Annotated in this window: 20 protein-coding genes; 2 read left to right on the top strand and 18 right to left on the bottom strand. The window is 71.6% G+C overall.

Features of this window, described 5'->3' with window-relative positions:
• Positions 1 to 41 precede the first annotated feature (41 nt).
• The 16 genes from DEJ19_RS03020 to DEJ19_RS02945 all read right to left on the bottom strand — a co-directional run bounded on the left by DEJ19_RS03020 (position 42) and on the right by DEJ19_RS02945 (position 18317).
• The gene (locus DEJ19_RS03020; protein WP_111233164.1) at positions 42 to 1037 is read right to left on the bottom strand and encodes a 1-phosphofructokinase family hexose kinase; all 996 of its coding nucleotides are present in this window, start codon (positions 1035 to 1037) and stop codon (positions 42 to 44) included.
• On the bottom strand, positions 1034 to 1822 hold the full coding sequence (locus DEJ19_RS03015) for a DeoR/GlpR family DNA-binding transcription regulator (protein ID WP_111233163.1): 789 nt from the start codon (positions 1820 to 1822) through the stop codon (positions 1034 to 1036). The genes DEJ19_RS03020 and DEJ19_RS03015 overlap by 4 nt, the downstream gene beginning before the upstream one ends.
• Positions 1823 to 1934: 112 nt before the next feature.
• Complete coding sequence (locus tag DEJ19_RS03010; RefSeq protein WP_258377389.1) at positions 1935 to 2774, bottom strand: carbohydrate ABC transporter permease; 840 nt, start codon at positions 2772 to 2774, stop codon at positions 1935 to 1937.
• Positions 2771 to 3829 carry a carbohydrate ABC transporter permease gene (locus DEJ19_RS03005; protein WP_111094857.1) on the bottom strand — a complete coding sequence of 353 codons (1059 nt, stop codon included), beginning with the start codon at positions 3827 to 3829 and terminating at the stop codon, positions 2771 to 2773. The genes DEJ19_RS03010 and DEJ19_RS03005 overlap by 4 nt, the downstream gene beginning before the upstream one ends.
• Positions 3830 to 3832: 3 nt before the next feature.
• On the bottom strand, positions 3833 to 5158 hold the full coding sequence (locus DEJ19_RS03000) for a sugar ABC transporter substrate-binding protein (protein ID WP_220034156.1): 1326 nt from the start codon (positions 5156 to 5158) through the stop codon (positions 3833 to 3835).
• A 288-nt stretch (positions 5159 to 5446) separates the two neighbouring features.
• Complete coding sequence (locus DEJ19_RS02995) at positions 5447 to 6634, bottom strand: ABC transporter permease (RefSeq protein ID WP_111233161.1); 1188 nt, start codon at positions 6632 to 6634, stop codon at positions 5447 to 5449.
• Entirely contained in the window at positions 6631 to 7320 is a 690-nt protein-coding gene (locus tag DEJ19_RS02990; RefSeq protein ID WP_220034157.1) for an ABC transporter ATP-binding protein, read from the bottom strand. The genes DEJ19_RS02995 and DEJ19_RS02990 overlap by 4 nt, the downstream gene beginning before the upstream one ends.
• On the bottom strand, positions 7317 to 8438 hold the full coding sequence (locus tag DEJ19_RS02985) for a peptidoglycan-binding protein (RefSeq protein WP_111233160.1): 1122 nt from the start codon (positions 8436 to 8438) through the stop codon (positions 7317 to 7319). The genes DEJ19_RS02990 and DEJ19_RS02985 overlap by 4 nt, the downstream gene beginning before the upstream one ends.
• Positions 8438 to 8950, bottom strand: a complete 513-nt coding sequence (locus DEJ19_RS02980; protein WP_110865460.1) for a hypothetical protein — start codon at positions 8948 to 8950, stop codon at positions 8438 to 8440. The genes DEJ19_RS02985 and DEJ19_RS02980 overlap by 1 nt, the downstream gene beginning before the upstream one ends.
• 47 nt (positions 8951 to 8997) lie before the next feature.
• Positions 8998 to 10161 (bottom strand): sensor histidine kinase, encoded by a 1164-nt coding sequence (locus DEJ19_RS02975; protein ID WP_111233159.1) that lies wholly within the window; start codon positions 10159 to 10161, stop codon positions 8998 to 9000.
• Positions 10158 to 10811, bottom strand: coding sequence for a response regulator transcription factor (locus DEJ19_RS02970; RefSeq protein WP_111233158.1), 654 nt, complete (start codon positions 10809 to 10811; stop codon positions 10158 to 10160). The genes DEJ19_RS02975 and DEJ19_RS02970 overlap by 4 nt, the downstream gene beginning before the upstream one ends.
• A gap of 44 nt (positions 10812 to 10855) precedes the next feature.
• Positions 10856 to 11410 (bottom strand): DUF2231 domain-containing protein, encoded by a 555-nt coding sequence (locus tag DEJ19_RS02965; RefSeq protein ID WP_071246123.1) that lies wholly within the window; start codon positions 11408 to 11410, stop codon positions 10856 to 10858.
• A 74-nt stretch (positions 11411 to 11484) separates the two neighbouring features.
• Positions 11485 to 13653, bottom strand: coding sequence for an ATP-dependent Clp protease ATP-binding subunit (locus DEJ19_RS02960; protein ID WP_084740532.1), 2169 nt, complete (start codon positions 13651 to 13653; stop codon positions 11485 to 11487).
• A gap of 53 nt (positions 13654 to 13706) precedes the next feature.
• Positions 13707 to 15125, bottom strand: a complete 1419-nt coding sequence (locus DEJ19_RS02955) for an MFS transporter (protein ID WP_111233157.1) — start codon at positions 15123 to 15125, stop codon at positions 13707 to 13709.
• Positions 15126 to 15229: 104 nt separating this feature from the next.
• Positions 15230 to 15514: a twin-arginine translocase TatA/TatE family subunit gene (gene tatA, locus DEJ19_RS02950; protein WP_110892154.1), complete on the bottom strand. Its 285-nt coding sequence runs from the start codon at positions 15512 to 15514 to the stop codon at positions 15230 to 15232.
• Between the two features lie 151 nt (positions 15515 to 15665).
• Positions 15666 to 18317 carry a glycoside hydrolase family 2 protein gene (locus DEJ19_RS02945; protein ID WP_111233156.1) on the bottom strand — a complete coding sequence of 884 codons (2652 nt, stop codon included), beginning with the start codon at positions 18315 to 18317 and terminating at the stop codon, positions 15666 to 15668.
• A gap of 238 nt (positions 18318 to 18555) precedes the next feature.
• Here DEJ19_RS02945 and DEJ19_RS02940 point away from each other — a divergent pair, with 238 nt between their 5' ends.
• Both DEJ19_RS02940 and DEJ19_RS02935 read left to right on the top strand, forming a co-directional pair.
• Entirely contained in the window at positions 18556 to 18975 is a 420-nt protein-coding gene (locus DEJ19_RS02940; RefSeq protein ID WP_027464885.1) for a hypothetical protein, read from the top strand.
• 73 nt (positions 18976 to 19048) lie between these two features.
• Positions 19049 to 19879, top strand: coding sequence for an aldo/keto reductase (locus DEJ19_RS02935; protein WP_111029726.1), 831 nt, complete (start codon positions 19049 to 19051; stop codon positions 19877 to 19879).
• Positions 19880 to 19951: 72 nt separating this feature from the next.
• Here DEJ19_RS02935 and DEJ19_RS02930 read toward each other — a convergent pair whose 3' ends face one another.
• Together DEJ19_RS02930 and DEJ19_RS02925 are read right to left on the bottom strand one after the other, a co-directional pair.
• Positions 19952 to 21097: a class I SAM-dependent methyltransferase gene (locus DEJ19_RS02930; protein WP_071404391.1), complete on the bottom strand. Its 1146-nt coding sequence runs from the start codon at positions 21095 to 21097 to the stop codon at positions 19952 to 19954.
• 52 nt (positions 21098 to 21149) lie between these two features.
• A complete protein-coding gene (locus DEJ19_RS02925) occupies positions 21150 to 22508 on the bottom strand; it encodes a right-handed parallel beta-helix repeat-containing protein (protein WP_181441520.1) in 1359 nt (452 codons plus the stop codon).
• Between the last annotated feature and the right edge of the window lie 6 nt (positions 22509 to 22514).

The following is a 22514-nucleotide window of genomic DNA, read 5'->3' as shown; positions in this document are numbered from 1 at the left end:
TGATCGCGCGGTGGTGCAGGTGTTCGGGGGTGGGGAGGGGATCAGGCGGGTTCGGGGGCCGGGTGCGTTTCGAGCACCTGGACGGAGACCGCCGTCGGGTCGGTGTGGTCGAGTGCCGGCACGTCGCTACCGGGCAGGGCTGCGGCAGCGGCACCCGTGGCGACGGCCTGTGCGAGACGCTGCTCGGGCGAGGCTCCGGCCACCTCGGCGAGCAGGTACCCGGCGAGCGAGGAGTCCCCCGCGCCGACCGTCGAGCGGGCGATGATCTTCGGTGCGGCGGCGGCGAACGCCCCCTCGTCGGCGACCAGCACGGCGCCGGCGCTGCCCAGGGTGAGCAGGACCGTGCCGACGTTCCTCCGCCGCAGCCGCTGGGCTCCGGCCACCGCGGCGTCGAGGTCGCGCTCGTACTCCTCGGGGTCGCCGCCGACGACCTCGGCGAGTTCCTCGGCGTTCGGCTTCACCAGGTCGATCCGTTCGCCCGACTGCAGCAGCGCGGTGAACGGCACCCCGGACGAGTCGACGGCGATCCGGACGTCGGCACCGTGGCGGGCACGGACGGCCCGGACGAGCACGGCGAGTGCGTCGTCGGGCAGACCGGGCGGCAGCGACCCGGCGACCACGACCCAGCGGGCGGCGGGGCCGGTGGCGGTCGCAGCGGCGGTGTCGGCGACCAGGGCGGCGAGGTCGTCGAGGCGGCCGGCGAGCGAGGGGCCGGGTTCGTTGAGCTTCGTCGTGGTGCCGGTCGGTTCGGTCACGGTGACGTTCGAGCGGAGGGGCGCCCCGATCGCCAGCGCGGCCGTCGGGATGCCGCGTGTGGCCAGGCCGAGCAGGACCGGGTCGAGCTCGTCGCCGGGCAGGACGGCGACGGTGTCCCCACCGCTCGCGACGACCACGCGGGAGACGTTGACGCCCTTGCCACCGGGCTCCGCGGTGGACCGGGTCGCGCGCTGGACAGCGCCGCGCTGCAGTTCACCGGCGAGCTCGATCGTGCGGTCGAGCGAGGGGTTCGGAGTGACCGTGACGATGCGGACGTTCATGCGACGACCACCTCGACGTCGGCGTCGGCGAGCGCACCGGCGAGGTCGGCCGGGGGCTGCTCGTCCGTGACGATCGTGTCGATCTCGTCCAGGCGCGCGAACCGCATCAGGGCCTCGACCCCGTGCTTCGCGGCGTCGGCGAGCACCACGGCTCGTCGGGCGGCGAGCACGTAGGCGCCCTTCACGGCAGCCTCGTACTCGTCGGGGGTGCTCAGGCCGAAGCCGGCGGACAGGCCGTTCGTGCCGATGAAGGCGACGTCGGGCCGGAGCGCGCCGATCTGCTCGACGGTGGCCGTGCCGACCGCGGCGCTCGTGACGCCGCGTACGCGGCCGCCGAGCAGGTGCAGTTCGAGGTGCTCGCTGTGCTGCAGGGTTGCGGCGATCGGCACCGAGTTCGTGATGACGGTGATGGTCGAGCCGGCGACCTCGGGCTCCCAGCGGGCGAGCTCGGAGGCGACGGCGGCGCAGGTGGTGCCGGCGTCGAGGGCGATCGAGCCGGTGAAGGTCGGCGGTACCAGGCGCATCGCGGCGCGGGCGATGGCGGACTTCGCGGTGCCGTGCTGTCCCTCGCGCTCGGCGACGCTGAGTTCGACGACACTCGAGCGGCCGACGGGGACCGCTCCTCCGTGCACCCGGCGCAGGACCCCGGCGGACTCGAGGGCGTCGAGGTCACGGCGAACGGTCTCGGTGGTGACCTCGAAGTGCTCGGCCAGACCGGCGACCGATACACGACCGGCGGACTGCAGCTCGGCGGCGATGGCGGTGTGCCGCTCGGTTGCGTACATGCCCGAACTCCTTCGTTCCGTTGGGTTTCGAGCACTGTACGTCTGAAACCCACAAGAACGCAACCGTTCCGTCACACAACCAACACGTCCACAGGTGCCGGTCGTCCGAGCGCTACCCCTTCACGGCACCCGCCGTCATCCCGCTGACCAGCCGGCGCTGCACGATGAGGAAGAACACCACGACCGGGATCGAGAACAGCACGCTCGCCGCCATCAGCCCACCGAAGTCCGTGCCCTTGTTCGTCGAGAACCCGGCGAGCCAGACCGGCAGCGTGTACATCCCCTGGTCCTTGAGCATCACGTACGCGATCAGGTAGTCGTTCCACGCCGCGATGAACGCGAACACGCTCGTGGCGATGACCCCGGGCATGACGAGCGGGAACAGCACGCTCCACAGGATCCGGAACGTGCCGGCGCCGTCCACCTTCGCGGCCTCCTCGATCTCGACGGGGACGGCCACGAAGAAGCCGCGCATCACCCAGATCGAGAACGGCAGCACGCTCGCCACGTACGCCAGGATCAGCCCGACGTAGCTGTTCAGCAGCCCCAGGGTCTGGAACGACAGGAACAGCGGGATGAGCAGTGCGCCCGAGGGGATCATCTGCACGAACAGGATCGCGACCAGGATCGCCCGCCGACCCCGGAACCGGAACCGCGACAGTGCCGCCGACGCCAGGAACCCGACGACGATCGACAGCAGCACGGCCGCCACCACGACGATGGTGGAGTTGCGCAGGTAGACCAGGAATCCCTCCTGCGTGAGCGCCCGCGTGAAGTTGTCGAGCGTCGGGTGCAGCGGCGCCCAGATCGGGGTCATCGTGGTGACCTCGTCGGCGGGCTTGAAGGCCGTGTTCACCATCCAGTAGATCGGGAACACCCAGACCAGGCAGAACACCACGGCGATGGTGTTCGCGACGATGCGCGGCTTGCGCTTCCGGACAGAGACGGTCACAGGTCCTCCTCACCGCTGCGGACGAGCCGGCGGATGTAGTAGCTGGTGAGCACCCCGAGGATCAGGGTCGAGATCACGGCGATCGCCGCGCCCTGCCCGTAGGCATTGGACACGAACGACTGCACGAAGGTCCAGATGCCGAGCGTCAACGTGGCCTCCTCCGGTCCGCCGCGGGTGAGCAGCCAGATCTGGTTGAAGACGTTGAAGTCCCAGATCACCGACAGGATCGACACGAGCAGCAGCGTCGGCGCGAGGGCCGGGAGCGTGATCGCGCGGTACATCGTCCACACCGAGGCCCCGTCGAGCGCACCCGCCTCGTAGTACTCCGGCGCGATCTGGGACTGCGCGGCGTAGAGCGTCAGCGCCACGAACGGCACGGCCTGCCAGATGACGAGCGTCAGCACGATCGTGTACGCCTGCCCCGGGTGCGACGCCCAGTTGTCCTGCGTGTGGTCGCCGAACACCCGCAGCTGCGTGATGAGCCAGTTGAGCACGCCGTAGAACGGCTGGAAGAGCCACTGCCAGACCAAGCTCGAGGCCACGTTCGGCATCGCCCAGGCCAGCACGAGCACGACGCTGACGACCGTGCGCATCGCGACCCCGAGACGGGTGAGCAGCTGCGCCACCCCCATGCCGATGACGATCGTGCCGAGGACCATCGCGCCCGTGACGAGCACGGTGCGCAGGATGACCGGCCAGAACGACGCGTCGGTCAGGACGTCCGTGTAGTTCGTCAGCCCGGTGAAGCCGGCCTGCCCGGTGAAGATCGCCCGCAGTCCGTAGTCCTGGAACGAGATGATGACGAGCCGGACGAGCGGGTAGACGACGAGGGCGAGGAGCAGCAGTGCCGCCGGGGCCAGCAGGACGAGCGGCGCCCGCGACCCGACCGGCGACCGACGACCCGCGCCGCGCCCACCCCGACGGACACCCCGCGACGGCCCCTGCACCGGCCCGTCGACCCGTCGGCCGCCGGTCCCCCGGCCGCCGGTGCCCCGCCCGCCGGTGCCCGGCGCGGACTGCTCCGCGTCGGTCACCGGCTCCGCAGTGGACGTCATCGCCTACGGCTGCGCGTTCAGCGCGGTCGTGAGGTGCTTCGAGAAGCCCTCGGCGGCCTGCTCCGGCGACTTCCGGCCGGTGGCGACGTCGGCGAACATCGACTGGAACGAGGCGTCGCCCTCGATGGTGGCCCAGCCCGGCGTGGCCGGGGTCGGTCGGCTCGTGCCGGCCGCCTCGAAGTACGGCTTGTGCAGCTCGTCGACGTCGCCGGCGACCGCGTCGAGCAGCTCGGTCGAGTTCGGCTCCCAGCCGTCGACCCCGAACACCTGGTCCTGCTGGAACTCCTTCGAGGTCAGGATCTTCAGGTAGTACAGCGCGAGCTCCTGGTTCTTCGCCTTGGCCGGGATCCCCAGGTCGGAGCCTCCGAGGAACACCGGCTGCGTCTTCCCCGCGGTCGAGGACGGCATCGGGAACGTGCCGATGCGATCGGCGAGTTCCGGCTTCGCCGTGGTGATCGAGCCGATCTCCCAGGCGGACCCGAGGAACGCCGAGGTGTTGCCCTGCGCGAAGACGTCGCTCTGCGAGGGCTTGTCGGTGTTGATGTCCTGGGTGGACTTCGCCGAGTACGTGTTCTGGAAGTCCTTCCAGGCGGTCAGCCCCTCGACCGCGTCCGCGGAGTCGAGCGTGCCGGTCCACTTGCCGCCCTTGTCCGTCGCGATCTCGCCGCCGGCGTCCCAGACCCACTGCAGCCCGCCGTACCAGTACTGCCCAGGCATGTAGAAGGCGGAGAAGTCACTGGCCGGGTTGGCGGCCTTGACCTTGTCGAGGTCGGCGGTGAGCTCGTCGTAGGTGGTCGGCACGTCGGTCACGCCGGCGTCCTTCCAGACCTGCTTGTCGTAGACCACGGCCCGGTTGCCGGCGAACAGCGGCGCCCCGTAGAGCTTGCCGTCGACGGTGGCGGGGCCCTCGAGCCCGGTGAGCCAGGTCTGGCCGTCCTTGAGCTCGTCGCGGTACGGCGTCAGGTCGGTCAACCCGCCGGCGGCCGCGTAGACCGGCACCTGCGTGTTGCCGAGATCGACGACGTCGGGGGCGTCGCTCTGCGCGAGCGCCGTGGTGAGCTTGGTGGTGATCCCGTCCCACTGCTGGGTCTGGATCTTCACCTTCGCCCCGGTGTCGGCGGTGAACTGCTTGCCGGCGGCGTCGAGCACCTTGTCGCTCAGGTCGCCGTTCATCATCCAGACGGTGATGGTCTTGCCCGTGCCATCGGGCGTGCCGATGGACTTCGTGCCGCCGTCGGAAGCGGCGTTGCTCCCGGCGGAGCACCCGGTGAGGGCGAGCGCGCCTGCGAGGGCGAGCGCACCGAGTGCGGCGAAACGCGTTCGTGTCACGATGACTCCCTTGGTCCGACCTTTATGAAAGGACGTTGCGTATTCGCAATAGAAGACCCTGCGGGGCCCCTTGTCAACCGTTGGATCGGTCCCTGTGACCGCTTTCGATCCGCGTGTTTCCGGGGCATCACGGATGTCGAACAGATCGATGCAGATGCTTGACCAGGTGGTCATGACCAGGCATGATCTGCGACTCGCGTCCGGTGTGGGGAAGCGACCGCCTGGAGGCCCGGAGCCGGTCCGCCGGACCGGCTCCGGGCCTCCAGGTGCGCGCGTCCACCGCACGCGTCAGACGGCCGCCAGTGCGGACGTCGGCGGGATCCGTGCGGCGCGCGCCGCCGGGTAGAGCCCGGACACCCCGCCGATCACGACGGTGGCGCCGAGGCCCCCGACGACGGCCCACACCGGCAGCGCGACCGGCCAGCCCTGCGCGACGGCGAACACCACCGTCACCCCGACGCCGAGCACGACGCCGGCCACACCACCGAGGAACGACAGCAGCAAGGACTCGACCAGGAACTGGTCGCGGATGCTCCGACGTAGGGCGCCGAGGGCTCGGCGGACACCGACCTCGGCGCGGCGTTCGAGGACGGTGATCACCATCGTGTTCGCCACCCCGATGCCGCCGACCAGCAACGCCACGCCCCCGATCCCGACCAGCAGCCCGGTGAAGGAGTCGTCGGTCGCGTTCTTCGCCGCCAACGCGTCCGACGGTCGCGTCACCCCGACGTCCTGCGCGTCGCCCGGTCGGATCGCGCCGGCGAGCCGGTCCCTCGACCGTTCGACGTGCGCCGGGTCGACGCGCGCGTGGACCGCGGTCGGCACTCCGTCGAACCCCAGCTGCTCGGCGAACCCGCTCGGCACGAACACCTGCGAGTCGAGGTCCTCGGCGAGCGCGACGGGTCCGAGTACCCCGACCACCTGCACCCACTGCCCGCCGATCCAGACCCGGCTGTCCGGGTGCAGGTCCTCGATGCCGAGGGCAGCGGCGGCCCGGGAGCCCAGCACCACCTGCGGCGGCGCTCCGGTCGTGTCGTCGAGCCACCGGCCCGATGCGAGCTCGCCACCGAGGACTCGTGGGACGTCACCCCACGCGGCCAGAACCCCGATGCCCTTCGTCTGCGGCACCGGGACGAACGCGTTGCGGTAGACGCCGGTGTCCGGCACCGTGCCGACCGCAGCAGCCGACTCGACGTCGTCCTGCCGCAGCACGGAACCGAGCGCGGTGGACGGCAGCGGGACCGGTTCGCCGAAGCCCTGCGCCTGCGTGGCCGTCAGCACGTTCGTCCCGAGCGCGTCGAGGACCTGGTCGACCTTCGCCTTGCTCGACGACGAGATCCCGACGACCGCGATCATCGCCGCGATGCCGATCGCGATGCCGAGGGCCGACAGCACCACGCGCCCCGGCCGGGTCCGCAGCCCGAACACCCCGAGTCGGAGCAGGTCGCCCGCACCGACGGTCCGACGCCGGGTCACCGGTCGCCCTCGTGCTCGATCCGACCGTCCCGCATCCGGATCCGTCGGGGCAGCGACGCGGCGAGGTCCAGGTCGTGCGTGATGACCACGACCGTGGTGCCCGCCGCGTTGAGCTCCCGCAGCAGTCCGACGACCGCCGCGCCGGATGCCGTGTCGAGCGCACCGGTCGGTTCGTCCGCGAGCAGGATCGTCGGGTCGCCGACGACGGCCCGCGCGATGGCGACCCGTTGGCGCTCACCGCCGGAGAGCTGGTGCGGTCGGTGGTCCGCCCGGTGCGACAGACCGACCCGGCCCAGGGCTTCGACCGCCAGCCGGTGCCGCTCGCGCCTCGGGACCCCGGCGTAGAGCACCCCGTCGGCGACGTTCTCGGCCGCGGTCGCTCCGGCCTGCAGGTGGAAGTGCTGGAACACGAAGCCGACGTGGTCGGCCCGGAGCTCCGAGAGCGCGTCGTCGGACATCACGGCGACGTCGTTGCCCGCGATCGTCACGGTGCCCGACGTCGGCCGGTCGAGCGTGCCGATGATGTTCAGCATGGTCGACTTGCCGGACCCCGACGGCCCGACGACGGCGACGAGTTCCCCGGCGAGCACCTCCATCGACACCCCGCGCAACGCGTGGACGTCCCCGTGGACCTTCGTCACCTCCCGGAGCGCGAGCACGGTGCTCGCTCCGGCCCCGGCGCTCACGTGGGCACCACCACGCGGTCGCCGGCCGTGACCGCACCGGTGATCGCCACCCGCCCGTCGGCCGTGAACCCGGGGTCGACCCGAACCCGCTTCGTCGTGCCGTCGCGCTGCACCACGTCGACCGCGTACGCCCCGCCGGCCCCGGCGACGAGCGCGGCGACCGGGACGGAGAGCACGTCGCGCTCGGTCGTGCCCTGCGCGTCGACCTGCGCCGAGGCGGCACCGGGCAGCTCGCGCCGACCGGGGTCGAACGACACCGACACGTCGACCTTCGACCCGCCGTCCTCGGTGGTGGTCGGCTGCGCGTCGACGACCTCGCCGGGCATCCGCGCTCCGGCCCCGTTGATCCGGACGTCGACCGTCGAGCCGACGGTGAGCCGTTCGGCATCGCGCTGGGACACCGTCACGATGACGATCCGCTCCGTGCTGGTGACCTGCAGCACGTCGCCGGCGGCGCCACCGCCGGTCCCGCGGGACATGCCGTCACCACCGACCCCACCGGCGCCACCCGTCGACCCGGTGTCAGCACCGAGCCGTCCGTCGACAGCGGCCACCCGCACCGCACCGTCCACGAAGGCGACGTCGTCCGCCGTCAGCACCCCGGTGACCTCGTGCCCCCGGTCGGCCTGCCACTGCCGCACCGCCCGCTCGGACCGTGGACCGAACGCGTCGTCGACCGACACGTCGTACCCCAGCGCCGACAGGTTCTCGTTGAGCTGCCGCACGTCGGTGCCCGTCCGCCCGCGCTCGAGCGAGCGCCACAGCGGCACCGTGCCGTACATGGCCCGGACGCCGCGCTCGTCGACGGCGTAGAGGTACCCGTCGCGCTCGATGACGTCGCCGGGTCGCGGCAACCAGGTGATCGTGCCGGACGCAGCGCCGGGGACACCGACCGCGGCGCCGTACCCGAGCGTCCCTGCGAACACCTTCGAGTCGGTGAGGTCTCCCTCCGTGACGACCGCCGTCGCCCCGGCGCCCGCTCCGCCGGCCTCGGTGCCCGGGGACGTCGACGCCGCCGATCCGCTCGGCAGTCCGGCGAGCGCCCACGTGCCGGTCCCGGCCGCGAGTGCGGCCACGAGACAGACGGCCGCGATCGTCCGGCGGCGCCTGCCGACCATCACCGTGCCACCCCCGCACCGGCGGACTCCGCCGCCTCCGCGTCGCACGCGCGGGCCACCTCGTCGAAGGCCTCCTGGTCGTCCGGCTGGTAGCGGATCTTGCCGTCCTCGTCGTCCGGGTAGTCGGAGAACCCCTGCTCGCGGATGCACTCCGCCGTCCGCAGCGTCCGGTCGTCGTCGCCCGGGATCTGCTCGGCGACCCGGGCGTCGCCGGCTCCCGCGGTGTCGTCGAGGCAGCTCCGGAGGTCCCCCTGGTACTGCTCCTCGTCGACGCCGTCGGGAGCGCTGAGCTGCAGGCCCGAGCCGCTCCCCGGGTCCGGCATGTCGTAGCCCTTGTCCCGCATGCACTCGGCGAGCGAGGACCCCTTCGCTGCGGTGTCAGCCGTCGACGCCGCGTCTCCCCCGGGCGTACTGCCCGAGCAGGCGGCGAGCAGTCCGGGCAGTAGCAGGGTCGCCGCGGCGGCAGCGAGCAGGGATCGGTTCCGACGGGTGGTCGTCCTGGTTGTGTTCATGACCCCAGGACACCCGACCGGCTGTTTCGGCGCGTGTACCGGCCGGGTTACACCGACGAAACGTCGACGCGGACGACGAGCCCGCCCGTCGGCCGCGCCGTGAGCGCCAGGTGCCACCCGTGCGCCTGCACGATCGCGGCGACGATGGACAGGCCGAGCCCGCTGTGCCGGTGCGCACGGGGGCCGGACGGGCAGCGCCGGAACGGTTCGACCAACCGGACAGCGTCGGACGCGGGCACGACGGGCCCCGAGTTCTCGACGACGATCCCGGCCGCGGACGTCGTGACCCGGACGAACCCGTCGTGTTCGTTGTACTCGACGGCGTTGCCGACGAGGTTGACGAGCAGCTGGTGCAGCAGCGTCGGCTCGCCTGCGACGATCAGGCCGGGAGGCCCGGTGTGGGCTGCGCGGACGAGGGTCACCCCCGCGTCGGCGGCGGTCCCGGACATCGCCGCGATCACCGCGTCCGTCACCTCGTCGACGTCGACGGCCTGCGTCGCGCCGGCCAGCCCACGGTCCGCCTCGGCCAGGACGAGGAGCGACTCGACCAGGTGTTCGGTCCGCCGGTTCTGCTCCAGCAGTTCCTCGCGCGTCGCGCGGACCTCGCCGCGGTCGGCCGCGTCGTGCAGCCCGATCTGCACTGCGGCCCGCTGCACCGCCAGCGGCGTCCGCAGTTCGTGCGACGCCTGTGCCACGAAACGGCGCTGGCTCTCGAACGCCGTCTCGAGCCGATCGAGCAGGTCGTCCACGGTGCGGGACAACCGCCGCAGCTCGTCGTCCGGACCGACGAGGGCGATGCGCTCGTGGAGGTTCGACGCCGTGATCCGGTTCGCGGTCGCCGTGATCCGGTCGATCGGCAGGAGCATCCTGCGGCTGACCAGCCACCCGACGCCGCCGGCCACGACCCCGGCGCCGCCGATGCCGATCGCAGACCACTGCCACTGCTGCACCGCGACGAGGCGGACGACCGACACCGCCTCCCTTGTGTCGCCGCGTGCGGAGCCCTCGCCGAGCGGCACCGGCCTGGACGTCGGGACGGACTGCGCTGGTGCAGCCCGTCGGACCGCCGCAGTGTCGAGTCCCGCACCCACGCCCGCCAAGGACATCACGTTGGAGAACACCACGACCCCGGTGGCCAGCGCCATCGCCGCGAGCGCGAACGTCCACGCGGTGCGTGCCCGGATGCTCCACAGCCCGGGCCGTCGTCTCACAGCGCGTACCCCTGACCCGGTACCGTCCGGATGGGGTCGGGGTCCCCGAGCTTCCGGCGGAGCTTCGACACCGTCACCCGGACCGCGGCGGTGAACGGGTCGATGTTCATGTCCCAGACCTTCTCGAGCAGGTGCTCGGCGGAGACGATCCGGCCATCAGCACGGAGCAGGGTCTCGAGGACGCCGAGTTCCTTCGAGGTCAGGTCGAGCGGCCGGCCGTCGCGCGTCGCGATCCGCCGGTTCGTGTCGACGACGAGCCCGGCGCGCTCGAGCACCGGGGCGACGGGCGCGGCGCTGCGACGCCCCAGTGCCCGGACCCGCGCGACGAGTTCCGGGTACTCGAACGGCTTCGTCAGGTAGTCGTCGGCCCCGAGTTCGAGCCCGTGCACCCGGTCGCCCAGGGTGGCCGCGGCGGTGAGCAGGAGGATCCGTGTGAGTGCGCCGCGCGCGGTGAGCCGCCGTGTGACCTCGTCGCCGTGCAGCCCGGGGACGTCCCGGTCGAGCACGACGACGTCGTAGTCGTTCACCGCCAGCAGCTCGTCGGCGTCGTCGCCGCGGTAGGCGACGTCCACCGCCATGTCCTGTCGGGTCAGGCCCGTCGCGACCAGGTCGGCGAGGGCTCGTTCGTCGTCCACCACGAGTACGCGCATCGATACATCACACGTGACGTACCTTTGCCGGACCTGGGAAGGGGTCAGGCGTCGAACGGCACCTCGCCGTGTTCACTGACGCCGGCACGCTGCCGGTACGACAGGTGCCCGCCGAGGTACCCGCCGACGCTGACGACGGCGAGACCCGCGAAGCCGAGGAGCTTGCCGGCACCGTGGTTGCCGCGCTTCCGCTGCAGCCACGACAGGCCGTACAGCGACAGACCGGTCCAGTTCACGGCCTGGTGCACCCATCCGGTGCGGAGTTGCTCGCGGTTCAGTTCGGACCAGTCGACGTAGCCGGCGACCGACGCGCTGCTCGCCGAGACGACCCCGACACCGACCAGGGTCTTGGCGGCCTTCGCGTTGCCCTTCCCGCCGACCAGGTCGAGCACCGCGGCGGAGATCCAGGCACCGAGGGGCACCTGCACCATGAGCGGGTGGATCGGGTGGCCGAACGGCACACCGTGCAACAGCTGGCGCAGCGCCTTCGGCTTGGCGAGGGCGTTCACGACGGCACGGTCGATGTCGACGGCCTTGTCGAGCACGCTCGCGTGCTCGACGGCGTCGGTGAGGCGACGGATCGCGCGGATCTCAGGCATGCCGTGGACGGTAGACGAACGGCCCGTCACCGGTCCCAGGAACCGGTGACGGGCCTCCTGTCCGTCGTGGTGGGCTACTCCTCGACGATCTCGGCCAGCTCGAAGGGCTCGACGGTCAGGCCGTCGCCGTCCGCGGCGACGTCCACCCGGACGGTGTCGCCGTCACGGACGTCACCCGACAGGATGGCGCGTGCCAACCGGTCGTCGATCTGCCGCTGCATCAGGCGACGCAGGGGCCGCGCGCCGTACAGCGGGTCGTACCCGCGCTCCGCGAGCCAGCCGCGCGCCTCCGGGGTGACGGCGAGCTCGAGTCGGCGGTCGGTCAGGCGACGAGCCAGCCGGTCGACGTAGAGCGACACGATCTGCCCGAGGTCGTCGGCCGTCAGGGCCTGGAACACCACGATGTCGTCGAGCCGGTTGATGAACTCCGGCCGGAACGCCTGCTGCACGAGTTCACGGACCGCCTCTTCCCGCTGCGCGTCGCTCAGGGACAGGTCCGTCATGAACTGCGACCCCAGGTTCGACGTCAGCACGAGGATCGTGTTCCGGAAGTCGACGGTGCGCCCCTGGCCGTCGGTCAGTCGCCCGTCGTCGAGCACCTGCAGCAGCACGTCGAACACCTCGGGGTGGGCCTTCTCGATCTCGTCGAGCAGGATCACCGAGTACGGACGGCGGCGGACCGCCTCGGTGAGCTGTCCACCGGCCTCGTACCCGACGTACCCGGGCGGAGCACCGATCAGGCGGGCGACGGAGTGCTTCTCGCCGTACTCGCTCATGTCGATGCGGACGAGGGCCTTCTCGTCGTCGAACAGGAACTCGGCGAGCGCCTTGGCCAGCTCGGTCTTGCCGACGCCCGTCGGGCCGAGGAACAGGAACGAACCGGTCGGGCGGTCCGGGTCGGAGATGCCGGCGCGGGTGCGACGGACGGCCTCGGACACGGTGGTCACGGCGGTGCGCTGCCCGATGATCCGGCGGCCGAGCTCGCTCTCGAGGTGCAGGAGCTTCTCGGTCTCGCCCTGCAGCAGCCGGCCGAGCGGGATGCCCGTCCACTGCGCGATGACGGCGGCGATGTCCTCGTCGGTGACGCTGTCGTTCACCATCCGATCGGCGCTCTCGGCCTGTTCGGCGGCGGCGAGCTCGGCCTCGATGCGGGGCTTCTCGCCGTACTCCAGTCGGGAGACGAGTTCGTAGTCGGCCTCGCGCTGGGCGCGCTGCGACCGCATGTTCAGGTCGTCGAGCTGCTGCTTGAGTTCACCGATGCGGTTCAGGCTCGCGCGCTCGGCCTGCCAGCGCTGCTCGAGCTCGGCCAGCCGCTCCTCGCGGGTGCGCAGCTCGTTGCGCAGGGTCTCGAGCCGGGCCTTGGAGGCGTCGTCCTTCTCCTGCTTGAGCGCGAACTCCTCGACACGCAGACGGTCGACGTTCCGCTTCAGCTCGTCGATCTCGACCGGGCTGGAGTCGATCTCCATACGGAGTCGGCTCGCGGCCTCGTCGATCAGGTCGATGGCCTTGTCGGGCAGCTGCCGGCCGGAGATGTACCGGTTCGACAGGCTCGCGGCCGCGACCAGTGCGGAGTCGTTGATCGTCACCTTGTGGTGCGCCTCGTAGCGCTCCTTGAGCCCGCGGAGGATCGCCACGGCGTCCTCGACGCTGGGCTCACCGACGTAGACCTGCTGGAAGCGTCGTTCGAGCGCGGCGTCCTTCTCGATGTACTCGCGGTACTCGTCGAGGGTCGTCGCGCCGATGAGCCGGAGCTCCCCGCGGGCGAGCATCGGCTTGAGCATGTTCGACGCCGCGACGGAGCCCTCGCCGCCGCCGGCACCCATCAGGGTGTGCAGCTCGTCGATGAACGTGATGACCTGCCCGTCGGAGTCGTTGATCTCCTTGAGCACGGCCTTGAGCCGCTCCTCGAACTCGCCGCGGTACTTGGCGCCGGCGATGAGGGCGGAGATGTCGAGCGAGATGAGTCGCTTGTCCTTGAGGGAGTCGGCGACGTCGCCGGCGACGATGCGCTGCGCGAGCCCCTCGACGACGGCGGTCTTGCCGACGCCGGGCTCGCCGATGAGCACCGGGTTGTTCTTGGTGCGGCGCGTCAGCACCTGGGAGACGCGCCGGATCTCGGAGTCGCGGCCGATCACGGGGTCGAGCTTGCCGCTGCGGGCGATCGCCGTGAGGTCGATGCCGTACTGCTCGAGGGCGGTCTTCTGTCGTTCTTGCGAGTCAGGAGCGCCTTGGAGGTTCGCCATGCGTTCCGTCCTTTCGTTGCGGTGGTCCTGGAGTTGAGTCTACTCCACTCAACTTACGTGCGCTCCGGGACATTCCGGATCCCGACGGCACAGACGACGGCACCGGCCGCCAGCAGGAGCGCCATCACCACCATGGCCCGGTGCAGCCCGTCGACGCTCACCTCGCCGCCGAGCACCACGCCGGCCAGTGCCACCGTGACGAGTCCGGCGATCCGCGCGACCGCGTTGTTCACGGCCGAACCGGACCCGGCCTCGGACTGCGGCACCGACCCGAGCACCGCACTGGTCAAGGGCGTGACCATCAGGGCTATGCCCACGCCGATCAGCACCAGTCCGGGGAACACCGACCACCAGTAGCCGTTCGGGTCGTCGCCGGCGAGCAGCAGCAGGAGCGCCCCGACCGCGCCGACCGCCGGACCCGCGGCCATGAACCACCGCGGGCCGTACTGACCGGCCGCGGACCCGACGGCGGTGGACAGCGCGAGCAGCATGATCGTCGGCGGCAGCGTCGCGAGGCCGGCGAGCCAGGCCGGGAAGCGCCAGACCTCCTGGAGGAACAGGGTGACCACGAAGAACACCATGCCGAGCGCGCCGTAGATCGACAGCGTCGCGAGGTTGCCGACCGCGAAGTTCCGCGCCCGGAACAGCTCGAGCGGCACGAGCGGCGATCCGTTCGTCCGCGTCACCCGCAGCTCCCAGGGCACGAAGGCCACGAGCGCGGCCGTCCCGAGCACGAGCGCGCCGACCACCACGGGCGCACCCCACCCCAGACGCTCCTGTTCGATGAGGCCGAGCACGACCCCGCCGACGCCCACCACGGCGAGCACGGCGCCGACCACGTCGATGCGCGGGCGGACGGCGGGGTGCACGTCGCCCGTGATGCGCAGGACCAGCGGGATCGTCACGGCGATCGGTACCGCGGTGAGCACGAAGACCCACCGCCACCCGATGCCGTCCACCACCAGCCCGCCGACCACGGGGCCGAGGATCGTGGCGGCGCTCGACCAGGCCGTCCACGTGCCGATGGCCTTCGCCTGCGCCGCCCCGCGGAACGCGGCGACGATGAGGGCGAGCGCGCTCGGCATGACGAGTGCCCCGCCGACGCCCTGCAGCGCCCGGGCGACGATGAGCACCTCGCCGGTCGGGGCGACCGCGCACACCACGGACGCGATCCCGAAGACCACGAGCCCCCACGTGATGATCCGGACGCGGCCGAACAGGTCGGACAGGCTGCCGGCGACCAGGATGAGCGAGCCGAGGGTGACCAGGTACGCGTCGACGACCCACTGCTGCACGACGAGTCCGCCGCCGAGCTCCTGCCGGATCGCCGGGAGCGCCACGTTCACGACGCTCGAGTCGAGTCCGACGACGAACGACGCCAGGACCGCCACCACCAGCACGATCCGCCGGTCGTCCCGGAGCGGGGCGACACCGCGGGGCACGGGGGCCGGAACGGGAACGGGAGCGGTCATGTGCTCATCCTGCGGCACACGGTGCCCGGCGGTCGATCCCGCACGACGAAGCCCCCGCGACCGATGTGGTCGCGGGGGCTGCCGACAGGACGGGGCTGGGTGTCCTAACGCCGGGAGTCGGTGTTCGGCTGGGCGGTCGGCCCCGGGTTCAGGACCGGACCGGCGGCGGGCTCGGCGGGGACGTTCTGAACGGTGGTGTTCTGCACCGTGCCGTCCGGAGCCGTGCCGTTGGCCTGGGCCTTCTTCTCGTCGTCGGACATCTCCTTCTTGAAGATGTTGATCGACTGGCCGAGGCCCTTGGCGAGCGCCGGGAGCTTGGTCGCGCCGAACAGCAGGATGACGATCCCGAGGATGATCAGCAGGTGAAGGCCGGTCAGGTTACCAATCATCATGACTCCTTGATCTGGAACTGGTCGCCGTCCGCTGATCGTCGTCGATCACCGCGGCGGAAGTCCGTGTTCCCCCATGGTAACTCCCCCGCCCCTGGATGCCCAGGCCGGTCCTCGGAACGGACACCGTTCATCCAGGGAAGCGCTCCGGTCACCGCAGGACGCCGTCGATGCTCCACAGCACGGGCGCCTCGCGGAGCGCCGGGATGTCGGCCTCGGTCACCCCGCCGAGCCGGAACACCACCCGCTCGCCGGGCAGCAGCGTCATGAACCCGCGGTCGACCGTTCCACCGGCGGCCACCCGGTCCGGCTGCACCAGCAGGTCGCGGACGAGCGAGTCGGCCTCGACGGTCAGGTCCAGGCCACCGTCGACCACCGCGAACGAGGTCCGGTAGCGCGCGGGCTCCCAGCGCATCGCGGCATCCGGACCCGGGGTCCAGACCGCGCGGCGCCAGTCCATGTCCGCGATGACGAGCTCGTTGGCCGGGTCGTCGACGACACCGACCGCCTCGGGCAGGGCGACGACCGCGACGCCGGCCGACGACAGCCGGACCGGCAGCGATGCCTCGGCCAGGATCGTGCCGGCCGTGGTGATCCGGCGCACCCGCACCACGCTGTCGTGCCCACCGCGGGTCGACCGGACGGCCACCTCGACGGGCGAGGACCCGAACGCACCGGGTGAGACGCCCAGCGAGAGCGTGTCCGCGAGCTCGCCCAAATCGGCCGTCTCGCCGACCGCAGGCGACGCACCCGGGTGATCCGGGCCTCCCGTCCGCTCCGCACCCGGCGTCACCGACACCGACGACACCGGGCGGATCGTCAGCAGCACGTCGTCGTACAGCCGGCGCAGCTCGTGCGCCAGCGGCTTCAGCCGCCCAGCCGAGTCGATCGCCGACCACGACGACACCGGCCACAGGTCGTTCAGCTGCCACACCACGACACCCGTGTTGCGCGGCCAGTGCGTGCGCCAGTGCTCGATGCCGGTCGCGATCGCCCGCGCCTGCTGCAGCTGCGTCAGGTAGTGCCACGTGTCGAACGCTGCCGGCTCGACCGCGCCGAAGCGCGGCTCGAGCCCGCGGGCCAGCTTGGCCATCCCGTCCGCCGCCTTCTGGTGGTGGACCACACCGGGCGAGTCGACCCGCAGCGGCGCGTCCGTGACCGCGTCGCGCAGCGTGCGCCAGGCGGGGGGCGCCTGCCAGCCGAACTCCGACACGAAGCGCGGCACCGACTCGCGGTAGGCGGTGTCGGGCAGCCGGTTCCAGACGTCCCACGAGTGGTGCGTCTCGTGGTCGACCTCGTTCGCGGGCAGCGACTCGGAGCCGGACCACGGCGACGCGACCGTGTAGAAGCGCGACGGGTCGACCGCGTCGACGATGGTCGGCAGCAGGTCGAGGTAGTAGTCCAGTCCCCAGCCCCGATCGCCCAGCTCCGCGCCCCAGCCGTCGGCGTCGTGCAACCAGATGTTCTCGTTGTTGCCGTTCCACACCACCAGCGAGGGGTGGCGGGCGAGCCGGGCGACGTTGTCGCGCGCCTCGGCGATGACCTCGCTGCGGATCGGCTCGACCTCCGGGTAGGCCGAGCACGCGAACGGGAAGTCCTGCCAGACGAGCAGACCGAGTTCGTCGCAGACCTCGTAGAAGTCGCGCGATTCGTACACTCCGCCGCCCCAGACGCGCACGAGGTTCGTGCCGAGCGAGGCCGCGGCACCCAGCCGGGACTCCAGTCGGGCGCGGTCGACGCGCGAGACGATGACGTCGTCGGGGATCCAGTTGACACCCCGGACGTCGATGAGCGTGCCGTTGACGTGCACCGCGAAGGGGCGGCCGATGCCGTCGACCTGGGTCTCGATGCGGGTCGACCGGAACCCGGTGCGGAACGTGTCGCGGTCGAGCACCTCGCCGTCGACGGTCTGCAGCTCGACCACGACGTCGTACTGCGGCTGCGAGCCGTAGCCGCGCGGCCACCAGCGCCGCGCCTCGGGGACGCGCACGGTGACGACGGTCTCGTCGTCCTTCGGGGTCAGCTGCGCGCGCGACCGCTGGCGCGTGGTGCCGCCGTCCTCGGTCTCGCCGCTCACGGTGACGACGAGCACGAGGTCGTCGTCCTCGCCGTCCTGGTCCAGATCGTTCATGCCCGAGCGCTCGACGGTGATGTGCGCGTCGAGCACGCCCTCGCCGGCCTCGACGTCGACGAGCGGGCGGACCTCGCGCAGGCGCGCGGTCGACCAGCGCTCGATCGCGACCGGCCGCCAGGGGCCGCTCGTGACCGCTGTGAGGCCCCAGTCCCAGCCGAAGTTCGACGCCATCTTGCGGATGTACGGGAACGGCTCGTCGTAGGGACCGGGCATGCTGCCGGCCTTCGCGGCGACCCGACCGGCCTCGCGGTAGGGCGACTCGAACAGGATCTCGAGGTCCTTCGTGGTGCCGCCCGACCCCGTCTGCACGCGGGCGTCGAACCGGTACCGGCGGTGCATGTTGCGGGTCGTGCCCACGACGACGCCGTCCAGGCTGAGCTCCGCGACCGTGTCCAGGCCGTCGCAGACCAGGTCGACGCGCTCGTGGCCCCGCGGGTCGACGTCGACCGTGCGGCGGTAGGCCCAGTCGGCGCGTCCGACCCACTTCGCGGCCTGCTCGTTCAGGTGGAACGTCGGGTCCGGCAGCAGGCCCTCCCGCTCCAGGTCGGTGTGGACCTGGCCGGGCACCGTCGCCGGGATCGTGCGGCCCGCGACGCCGTCCGGCGCACCGGTTCCTCCGGCCATCGTCACGGTCCAGTCGTCGCGGAGTTCCTCGCGTTCGAGGGTCATGCGGGTCCTTCTCTTCGGCGGCAGGGTGTCCGTCAGCCTCGGTCGGGGACGCCGACCGGCGGTCCGACCCGCGGCCGGTTCCCACGGCCTGGAGGCTCGGCACCGGTTGCCCGGGCGTCGTCACGTCGCGCGCACGAACGGGTTGCGCTCGCGCGAGGGGTGCTCGGCGATGCTAGTACGGGATGCTTTCGGCAACCTAGGTGGTGACAGGGGCGGGTCTCGCGGGCAAGGTGGGAACGTGATCACCGTCGAACTCGCCAGGTCCCTCCGTGACGCCGGCCTCCGCTGGCACCCCGAGACCGGGGACCGGTTCGTGATCGACAAGCCCGGCATCGACGACGACGTCTACACGGTGTCCGAGATGACCGTCGAACGGCACGACTCCCCCACCGGCACGATCCTCGGCTTCAACGGCACCACCGAGTGGGCGCTCGACTCGGTCACCGCCACCGAGTCGCTCTGGCTCCCCCGTGAGGACCAGCTGCGCGAACTGCTCGGGCCGTCGTTCATCGGACTGACTCGCGTGCAGGTCGGCGGTCGCGTGGTCTTCACCGTGACGGCGACGATCGGCGGGGCCGACCGCAGCTTCGCGTCCGAGGTGCCGGCGATCGCGTACGGCCAGGCCCTCCAGGCGTACATCACGGCCGCGCTCGCGTGAACGGCACGCCCGGGGTCGCCGTTCCTGGGTGTTGGCGGAATGGGCGCTGAGGGGCGTTTGGTTGCATGACACCATGACCGTTCCGAACATCACCCTGAACGACGGCAAGACCATCCCGCAGCTCGGCTTCGGTGTCTTCCAGATCGACCCCTCCGAGACGAAGGCCGCCACACTGGCCGCGCTCGAGGTCGGCTACCGCCACATCGACACCGCCGAGATGTACGGCAACGAGAAGGAGGTCGGCGAGGCGATCGCCGAGTCCGGCATCGACCGTTCCGAGATCTTCGTCACCTCCAAGCTCAACAACGGCTTCCACGCCCCCGAGGCAGCGCTGGAGAACGGCAAGAAGTCGGCCGACCTGCTCGGCGGCTACACCGACCTGTTCCTCATCCACTGGCCGCTGCCCACCGTCTCGGACTTCGTCCCGACGTGGAAGGCCCTCGAGGAGCTGTACCACGCCGGCACCGCCCGCTCGATCGGTGTCTCGAACTTCCAGGCGCACCACCTGCACCGCCTGCGCGCCGAGACCGACGTCCCGCCGTCGGTCAACCAGATCGAGGTGCACCCGTACCTCGCGCAGGACGACCTCCGCGCCGTGAACCGCGAGCTCGGCATCGCGACCGAGGCCTGGTCCCCGATCGCGCAGGGCCTCGTCCTCGATGACGAGACCATCACCCGCGTCGCATCGTCCGTCGGCAAGTCCCCGGCCCAGGTCGTCCTCCGCTGGCACATCCAGCGCGGCGACATCGTGTTCCCGAAGTCGGTCACGCGTGCCCGCGTCGAGGAGAACTTCGCGATCTTCGACTTCGAGCTCTCGGACGAGGACATGACGGACATCACCGCCCTCGACAAGGGCCACCGCACGGGCCCCGACCCCGACACGTTCGACTACGTGCCGGCCTGATCGGTCCCCCACCGCACCACGTCGCGAGAGCCGTCCGGGTCAGCCCGGGCGGCTCTCGCCGTCCGTGGCCGGTCAGCGGTTGGTCGCGACCGAGGCCGTCACGGTGAACTTCGGGGTCCGGACGACCTCACGGGTCGGACCGACCAGGCGCGACAGCACCGGTCGGTAGCGCAGGTGCGTGTTCCAGACGCACCACAGTTCACCGCCGGCCTGGAGGATCGTGGCCGCGTTCCGGAACATCGCCTCGGCCGTGTCCGTGGTCACCGTGGTGTCCGCGTGGAACGGCGGGTTGCAGAGCACGAGCTGCGCAGACCCCTCGGCGAGTTCGTCGCCCGCGTCGGTCCGCAGCACCGTCACCCGGTCGGCCACGCCGTTGGCCTCCGCCGTCGCGCGCGTCGACTCGACCGCGATGCGGGACACGTCGGTGGCGATCACCCGCACCGACGGTCGCCGACGAGCGACCGCAGCCGCGATGACGCCGTTGCCGCTCCCCAGGTCCACGATCGTGCGCGCGGTCGGGACCGCCTGGTCCATCGCGTCGAGCAGCACCCGCGTGCCCTGGTCGAGCGACGTCCCGGCGAACACACCGCCGTGGGCGACCAGGGTCATGCCGAGGTCATCGACGTGCACCGACCGGGGCCAGGGGTTCGTCGTGGCGGCGCGGTTCGCCTGTGCGCGGAGCGGGTCCTGCGCGATGAGCAACCGGGACTTGCCGCGCCCCCGGGAAGCCGTGACCTCGCCGAACGAGCGCCGGAGCACGTCGTTCTGGGTCACGTGCATGTACTTCACGTTGCCGCCGCAGAGCAGCACCACGTCGGGCGCCGCGAACCGGGCGACGGCGCGGGCGATCTCGTCGAGCCGGTCGTGCGACTTCGACAGCCGCAGCACCACGAGCCGGACGTCGCGGAACGCGTCCTCGAGCGAGTCGGGGTGGTGGAAACCGCGCAGTCCGAACGTGCCCGCGTTGGCCTCGAGCGCGCGCTCCCCCACCAGGGAGTCCTGCACGACGCGGATGTCGCTCGCGCCGTACTGCGTGATGAGGCCGAGTGTCAGCACCCCATACCGGTCGTCGACGACCGCCACCTCTCCGGGCTGCCGGAGCGCGTCGCCGTGCACGTGCGGGGCTTCGTCGAGCAGGAACCGGTCGGTGCCGTCGATCGCGATGAGGTCCGGCGCGTCGTCGTCGCGTCGGCGGAAGAGGTCGGCGAAGTCTGGCACCGCGTCAGCGTACCCGGCGTCGTCGTCGTCGCGTTGCGGTCACACCTCCACGTCACCCGGTCGTGACCGTCGCCCCGCCGTGCGCGATCCGGACCCGTGCCGTCCCCCAGGCGTTGCCGCGGACCACGAACCGGTTGTCGGCGTCGCCGAACCGGACGGCGACCGCGAGTGCTCGGTGTGCCGACTCGAAGTGGTTCCCCGAGATCGAGCCGTGGTTCGCCCCGGCGCGCACGTTCACCCCGATCCCGGCACCACTGACGCCGACGATGCGGTTCGCCCGGACCGCGACGGCTGCGTTCGAGTGCGCCAGGCACACGGCGTTCTCCACGCTCGCCTCGATCCGGTTGCCGGTGACGGTCATCCCCCGTGTCAGCTTCAGCAGGATGCCGGCCTCGCCGGAGGACCCACCGCCGCCCGTCACGACGTTGCCCGAGACCACCCCCGTCGCGCGTGGCCGAGCGGATCCGACGGTGGTCCCGGCACCGCTCACGACGATCGCGGACCCCGGCGCGAGCCCGGGCGGCCGGGTCACGGTGTTGTCCGCGATGACCAGGCCGATCGGCGCCTCGCTCGTCTGCTCCCGATCAGCGGGGTCCTTCGACGGCACGGCGGCGATGCCGACCCGGCACCCCGTCACGACGTTGCCGCGGATCTCGATGTCCGCTCCGGCGTGCGTGTCGATGCCCTCCCACGCGTGGACGCCCGCAATCCGGTTGCCCGTCACACGGACCCGCGCCGAACGCCGGGCCTCTGACAGGCCCCACCGTGCGTCACGGGTGAGCGTGATGCCGTAGGAGTTGACCCGGCCAGCGGGCTGCCGGACGTCGCGCACCGTGTTGCCGTCGATCGACCCGTCGACCACCCCGACGCCGACGATGCCCGCGTACCCGAGCCGTTCCGCCGTCGTCCCGGTGATCCGGAAGCGGTCGCAGTACTCCAGGTGCACGCCGTCGTGCGGGACGTCCCGGAACTGGCCGCGTCGCACCGTGATCCCGCGCAGGGGAGCCCCTCGGAGTCCCATCGCCGCGATCCCGTGGCCGGTGCCGCCACTGTCGGCACCGATGCCCGTGATCACGGCGTCCACGATCTCGACGTCCGGCGCCAGCACCAGGAGCGCAGTCGAGTCCGTCGTCATCCGGAGCGCCCCGTCCCCGGTGAACCGCAGCCGGAGCGGCTTCCGGACGACGAGGCTCCGCGAACGGGTCCAGGGGCGGTCGATCACGATCTCCCCACCGACGGGTACGGCGTCCAGTGCAGCCTGCAGCGCGTCGCGGTCGACGTCGTCCGCCGCCTCGGTGGCCACGGGGCGACGGCCGAGGACGACCACCCCGGCCAGCGCGAGCCCGCTCACCGCCGCGGTGATCGCGAGGCGACGCGGGACCCGCCTCGTCAGTCGTCCATGGTCATCCATCCGCGC

The organism is Curtobacterium sp. MCSS17_016, from assembly GCF_003234255.2.
In the GTDB taxonomy this organism is placed as follows: Bacteria; Actinomycetota; Actinomycetes; order Actinomycetales; family Microbacteriaceae; genus Curtobacterium; species Curtobacterium flaccumfaciens.
The sequence above is the reverse complement of the archived record's forward strand: the minus strand, read 5'-3'. Positions and strand labels throughout refer to the sequence as shown.

Bases quoted from the DNA above. Each gene is read 5' to 3' on its own strand.
- DEJ19_RS02985 (WP_111233160.1), bottom strand. From the start codon at position 8,438: ATGGTCGGCAGGCGCCGCCGGACGATCGCGGCCGTCTGTCTCGTGGCC.
- DEJ19_RS02945 (WP_111233156.1), bottom strand. From the start codon at position 18,317: ATGACCCTCGAACGCGAGGAACTCCGCGACGACTGGACCGTGACGATG.
- DEJ19_RS03005 (WP_111094857.1), bottom strand. From the start codon at position 3,829: ATGACGTCCACTGCGGAGCCGGTGACCGACGCGGAGCAGTCCGCGCCG.
- DEJ19_RS03015 (WP_111233163.1), bottom strand. From the start codon at position 1,822: ATGTACGCAACCGAGCGGCACACCGCCATCGCCGCCGAGCTGCAGTCC.
- DEJ19_RS02955 (WP_111233157.1), bottom strand. From the start codon at position 15,125: ATGACCGCTCCCGTTCCCGTTCCGGCCCCCGTGCCCCGCGGTGTCGCC.
- DEJ19_RS02970 (WP_111233158.1), bottom strand. From the start codon at position 10,811: ATGCGCGTACTCGTGGTGGACGACGAACGAGCCCTCGCCGACCTGGTC.
- DEJ19_RS02960 (WP_084740532.1), bottom strand. From the start codon at position 13,653: ATGGCGAACCTCCAAGGCGCTCCTGACTCGCAAGAACGACAGAAGACC.
- DEJ19_RS03020 (WP_111233164.1), bottom strand. From the start codon at position 1,037: ATGAACGTCCGCATCGTCACGGTCACTCCGAACCCCTCGCTCGACCGC.
- DEJ19_RS02925 (WP_181441520.1), bottom strand. From the start codon at position 22,508: ATGGATGACCATGGACGACTGACGAGGCGGGTCCCGCGTCGCCTCGCG.
- DEJ19_RS02965 (WP_071246123.1), bottom strand. From the start codon at position 11,410: ATGCCTGAGATCCGCGCGATCCGTCGCCTCACCGACGCCGTCGAGCAC.
- tatA (WP_110892154.1), bottom strand. From the start codon at position 15,514: ATGATTGGTAACCTGACCGGCCTTCACCTGCTGATCATCCTCGGGATC.
- DEJ19_RS02935 (WP_111029726.1), top strand. From the start codon at position 19,049: ATGACCGTTCCGAACATCACCCTGAACGACGGCAAGACCATCCCGCAG.
- DEJ19_RS02980 (WP_110865460.1), bottom strand. From the start codon at position 8,950: ATGAACACAACCAGGACGACCACCCGTCGGAACCGATCCCTGCTCGCT.